Consider the following 5,892-nt stretch of genomic DNA (forward strand, 5'->3'; position numbering starts at 1 on the left):
TTTAGCTTTATATATTCCAAACATATAAAGTTATAACATTTGCACTTTTCGCGAAGCCTACCCGTAGGGTAAAAACTTTGACGAAGTCCTTCATGGCGACCGAATGAAGTGCCTGCGACCGAAGGAAGTACCTTTAGGTATGGATGCGGTGCCGCAGCTCGCGGTTGACAGAATAAAGAAAATCAATTATACTGTATAAAAATACCGTTGATGGAGGATATATGGAAAATAATAATGAAGAACAAATAAGAAATAAGTTTGAACAAATATTACAATATGAAAACAATAAGGACGCATTAATTGATTATTTTTACGGAAGAACAGATAGCTGCCCTATTTTTAAAAATTATTATGGTTATGATGAGATTTTTAGGTTTTATTTTGATGAAAATACTAAAGAAGAAGATAAAAAAGCTATATCAAGATACGCTGAAGCTGTAATTAAATATATATATAAAGGCGATACTACCAATACAATTTTAAGATTATGCGTCGGTGAAGATTTAGAAAAAGTATTAATAGAAAGTTATAATATTACATATGAAAGAGAATATGGTACAAAATATGCTAAGTCTGGTTTAATCCATAATGAAGCATATAAATATATACAAATACAAGTAAATAATTTTTTGGGGTTTTTAGGATTAGAACATTATATGCCTAAAGACTTTAATCAATATTTAGAAAAAGTAAAAAATGATAATGAGATATTATTAAAAAGAGCTCCTCATTTATTATTAACTATTTTGGTATACCTAATAAATAGAGATGATGATAAAAGCCTTATTAAACAATTATTAAATTATATAGACTCTCTAAAAATTAATGATGAAGAAACTACTGCACTGCTTTTTACTATAGCTGATAAAGATGAAGAAGTGTATAAAAGATTAATAAATATTTTAAATAAAGATAATAATATGATTTATTTTCTTGTAAATATATCACGTGAAATGGTAGGAAGAACAGGACAATTATATAAAAGATTATTTAAAAGCTACTCAGAGGATAAACTATATTATTACTATAGGGGAGAACTTATACCTGAATATTTAGAAACATGCTCTTTCCCTAAAGAATGTATTTTATTAAGCAAAATACTTAATAACAACCATCTTTTTATTTCTAAGCATACATTGGAAATAAAAAAATTATATGATGAAGACAAAGAAACTTTTTATAAACTTTATGAGATAATAGAAAAATCAAAATTTGAACAATTATATCTTGATTATGCTATGCTTTCATCAATAATGCTTGCAAGCGGTGATAATAAATATAATATTGATACTAATTCTATTGTAGCAAAGTTAAAAGAAATATGCGTGGATTTATTAGAAAGAAATGTAGCTATTGAAAGTTTTGATAATATAACTTCTAAAAGCATTAAATATGTAAAAGAAAATCCTTATAGCAATCATAGTCATTATTTGTCAGCTATAATGTCGCTTGACGAAGTAAATGATGAAGCATCAGAAATTACTACTAAATTATTAAAGCATTATGGAATATATGGTAAAATTTCTATTTATGTTTCTATTCAAAAAATATTCTATAACAGAGATATTTTATCAATTAAAGAAAAATTAGTTAATGATAAAAAAGTACCGCTAAAAAATATTTATTTATCATTATTAGACTCAAAAGATGATATTATCACTCTTATAAAAAATAATGTGGAAGAAACAAAATCTATTATGGAAGATAAATCATTTATCACTTCTATAACATCAAATATTCAAGGTACTATATCATTTATTAATTATATTTTCAGTGATGAGTTAAGCGGTTTAATTGATAATAAATTCGATTTTATTTTCAAAGTTCTCGACACAGCAAAATCAAAAGAAATAAAAAAACATTGTGTATCAGTAATCAGTAATAATGAAAGCATTATAAGAAGCGAAGTAGAAAAATTAGCTAATGAAGGAAAAGAAGCATCAAGAACAGTTTATAAAGAAATTATTAAATATTGGGATTTACAAAAGTTTGATGATGATTTTCAATTTACAAGTGTTGAAGAGATAGAAGCACATTTAAATAAATATTATAATGAAGGACATGAAAGTTTAATAAAAGATATAGATGAAAATATATTTTCTAATATTCTATTAAAAGATAAAACAAATAAAGCACCTTTAAAAATAGTTCAGTATGTGTTTATGGAATACGTGGCATTAAAAGAGCCTTCCATATTAAAAGACTGCAACAAGATAGCAGAGTTCTTTGATATTGATTCATTTAGAAATGCACTTGATAATATATATACCAATTGGCTTAACAATAAAGCAGATACAAAATTAAAAAATATACTTATTCCATATTGTATTTTCCAGCCTGAAGATAAACTCTTAAAATTAAAAACTCAAATTGAAGAATGGGCATTAAATTCAAGAGGAGCATTAGCAGCATATGCAGTATATGCTATAGCATTAAATGCAAGCAAATTTGCATTAGTTTTAGTTGATACAATGTCTGTAAAAGTAAAAAATAATCAGGTAAAAAATGCTGCTAAAGATGCATTAAAAAAGACTGCCAAAGCATTAGAGATTTCAGAAGATGAGTTAATAGACAAAATAATTCCAGATTTAGATTTTGATAAAAAAGGAATGAGAGAACTTCATTATGGAGGAGAAGCTAACAGAGTATTTAAACTTCAAATAAAAAATGATTTCACTATCGAGGTAACAGATTCAAATGACAAAGTTTTAAAATCACTTCCTGCACCAAACAGCAAAGACGATAAAGAAACTGCAGATGCTTCTAAAAAAGAATTAACTTTGATAAAGAAAAATATAAAAATGATAACTTCTAATCAGATAACAAGATTAAATAAAGTTTTATTAAACGGACGTAAATGGTCTTATAAAACTTTTACTGAGCTTTTTGTGGACAACCCTATAATGAATATATTTGCTTTAAAACTTATATGGGGAGTTTATGATGGAAATAATAATTTAATAGAAAGCTTTAGATATATGGAAGATGGAAGTTTTAATACTTTTGATGAAGAAGAATATATATTTGAAGACAGCATTAAAAATAAAAAAAATATTACTTTAGTTCACCCAATAGAATTAGACGATGAAAAATTATCAAAATGGAAAACTCAATTAAGCGACTACGAAATATTACAGCCTATAAATCAGCTTGACTTATTATTTGAAGAAGTGAAAGAAGAGCATATAAAAAATAATAAAATTATATCATTTGAAGATAGAGAAATAACAGCAGGCGAAATAATGTCAATGGCAAATAAAATGTCATTTGAAAGAAGCAGAGATATTGAGGACGGCGGAAGCTATACTTATTATGAATTAAAAGACTCAATATTAAATATTGCATGCCGTATAGATTTTGAATATATGTGGTTTGGAATAGAGGCTAACGAAAAAGTAACATTTAAAAATATTGCTTTCCACAAACTAGATGAAAACGGAAACTGCAATGAAGGAGAATATATAAATCCTTTAGAAATTAATAAGAGATTTACTTCATCAATATACGGAACAGTAAAATCTTATTTTACAAAGTAAAACCTTTATAACCCTGCATATATCTTTATTATAAAATGTATGCAGGTATTATAATTTTTTTATTAGTAATATTAATTATTAAATTAAAACAATATAAATATTTATCAACTTAGTTTTAAACAACTATATTTACTTTTCAAAAGGATATTTTATCTTCCAGCTTCTTCTTAAAGTGTCCATTATATTCATAACTCTTATAATATCTTCATGAGGCATCTCTTTACATTCTAACTTTTTATTTCTAATAGCATCTGCACAAGAAATAACTTCATATTCGTAACCGCTTATCTGTTTTGGAACTTTAATAGTTTTTACAACTTTTCTATCTAATGAATAAACTGTTATGCTTTCTGGATTATTAATATTTTTTACAACAATATAACCTTTATCTCCGTTAATAACACCTTCCCTATTTGTTAGTGCTGACATAGTACTGTTTAATACTGCCATTTTGCCGTCATCAAAAGTAAGCGTAATAGAGTTTTGTTCATCTACTCCTTTTTTAGTTTTCACACAAGTAGAATCTATTTTTTTTATTTTATTTCCAAATACCATAAGAGCGAAGTTGATAGTATAAACTCCAACGTCAAGTAAAGCTCCTCCTGCTAACTCAGGCTCTATCAATCTTTCTTTTTTATTTATAACATAGCCTAAATTTGCTGTTAGAGAACTTACTTTACCTATAATGCCGCTTTTTATAGTTTCGTTAATTATTTCTCTGCTTGGCATATATCTAGTCCAAATAGCCTCAGCAAGTAAAAGCTTTTTCTTTTTGGCTAGTAAAATAACATCTCTAGCTTGTTTTGTATTAACAGTAAAAGCCTTTTCGCATAAAACATTTTTATTATTATTAAGACATAATTTTATATGCTCATAATGATGAGAATGAGGTGTTGCTATATAAACCAAATCTACATTTTCATCTTTAAGCATCTCTTCATAAGAACCATAAAACTTTTTAAATCCATATTTCTTAGCAAATGCTTTACTTCTTTTTATATCTCTTGCACTCACAGCATAAGATTCCACATCTTTAATTTTTGAAATAGTCTTAGCCATAATTTCAGCTATAGAACCTGCTCCTATAAAGCCTATATTAATTTTTTTCATTGTAAAAACCTCTTATAAAATGTTTATAGAAAGATAATATTATTATTTAATATATTGTCAAGAAAATTATTTCTGTAAGTTTTTTAATTATATTAAAATTTATTTATGTCTATATTAATATACTTAATCAATATTTAAAACATAAATAAAAAATTATAATTAATAAAAAATCAAAATTGAAAAATACAATAACTTATTTATATTTATTAAACTATTTCTTTAATATCTGATATATTTGAATTGTATATTTCAGCATTATTTGATAACTCAATGATAGTTTTAGCAAAATTTAAATTATCATTTAAACAAGGTACTAATATAAAATCTTTTATATCATATTTACTTATAGCTTCTTTTCTATATTCCATATCTATTTCATAAATTGTTTCAGAGTTGTCTATTGTAAATGCTAAAGGATATATTATTAATTTTTCTCCTTTATATTTTTTTATTATGTCTATTGTAGCAGGAGAAAGCCATTCAATTTTTCCAATTTTTGATTGATAAGAAAGAACAATATCTTTGAAATTAAGTCCTTCTTCATGTAGTTTTTCTTTTAATATTTCTATATTATAATTACATTCATATTCATATGGGTCGCCTTTATCAGCGTACATTTTTGGTATTGAGTGTGCTGAAAATATTAATACATATTCTTCAGGATTTTTATTTACTATTGACTCTTTTATTAATTGTACTATAGAATTATTATAATTATCATCATAAAAATATCTATCTATTATATTAATTTTAGGATTATATTTTAATTTTTTTATAGCCTTATAAACACTTTCTAATGATGATTTTACTGTAACTTCTGAATATTGAGGATACATACTAAATAATGTAATTTCTTCTACATTTCTATTTTTTAATTCTTTTAGCACATCATAAGCATAAGGAGGAGTATAATTCATAATATATTTATAATCTGATGAACTATCTAATTTATTAAGTTTATTCACCAACTTTTCTGTATATTCATTTATTGGAGATTTTCCGCCTATAGCTTCATAATGACTTATAACATCAGGTTTTATTTTGTTTACTATTTTTTTTGCCACCATATTCCTTATAAAACTGTTTTTTATATTTAGAATATGATAATCATTAAACATATTCACTAAAAAAGTATTTATTTCTTGAATATTTCTTGGACCGCCCATATTTAATAATATAATGTTTTTTTTCTCTTTAACAGTATTCATAATATATCCTTATTAGTAATTATTATTAATTATAATAT

At 24.8% G+C, this 5,892-nt stretch carries 3 protein-coding genes; 1 reads left to right on the forward strand and 2 read right to left on the reverse strand.

The window, feature by feature from the left end; all coding sequences use genetic code 11:
• Positions 1-221: 221 nt before the first annotated feature.
• Positions 222-3,536 carry a DUF4132 domain-containing protein gene (locus tag E6A48_RS04750; protein WP_219708897.1) on the forward strand — a complete coding sequence of 1,105 codons (3,315 nt, stop codon included), beginning with the start codon at positions 222-224 and terminating at the stop codon, positions 3,534-3,536.
• 129 nt (positions 3,537-3,665) lie between these two features.
• On the opposite strand, the gene E6A48_RS04755 is transcribed toward E6A48_RS04750, so the two are convergent.
• Both E6A48_RS04755 and hemH read right to left on the reverse strand, forming a co-directional pair.
• On the reverse strand, positions 3,666-4,646 hold the full coding sequence (locus E6A48_RS04755; RefSeq protein ID WP_219708898.1) for a Gfo/Idh/MocA family protein: 981 nt from the start codon (positions 4,644-4,646) through the stop codon (positions 3,666-3,668).
• 206 nt (positions 4,647-4,852) lie between these two features.
• Complete coding sequence (hemH, locus tag E6A48_RS04760) at positions 4,853-5,854, reverse strand: ferrochelatase (protein ID WP_219708899.1); 1,002 nt, start codon at positions 5,852-5,854, stop codon at positions 4,853-4,855.
• Positions 5,855-5,892: the final 38 nt, after the last annotated feature.

It is taken from the genome of Brachyspira pilosicoli (assembly GCF_019402445.1).
Lineage (GTDB): Bacteria > Spirochaetota > Brachyspiria > Brachyspirales > Brachyspiraceae > Brachyspira > Brachyspira pilosicoli_B.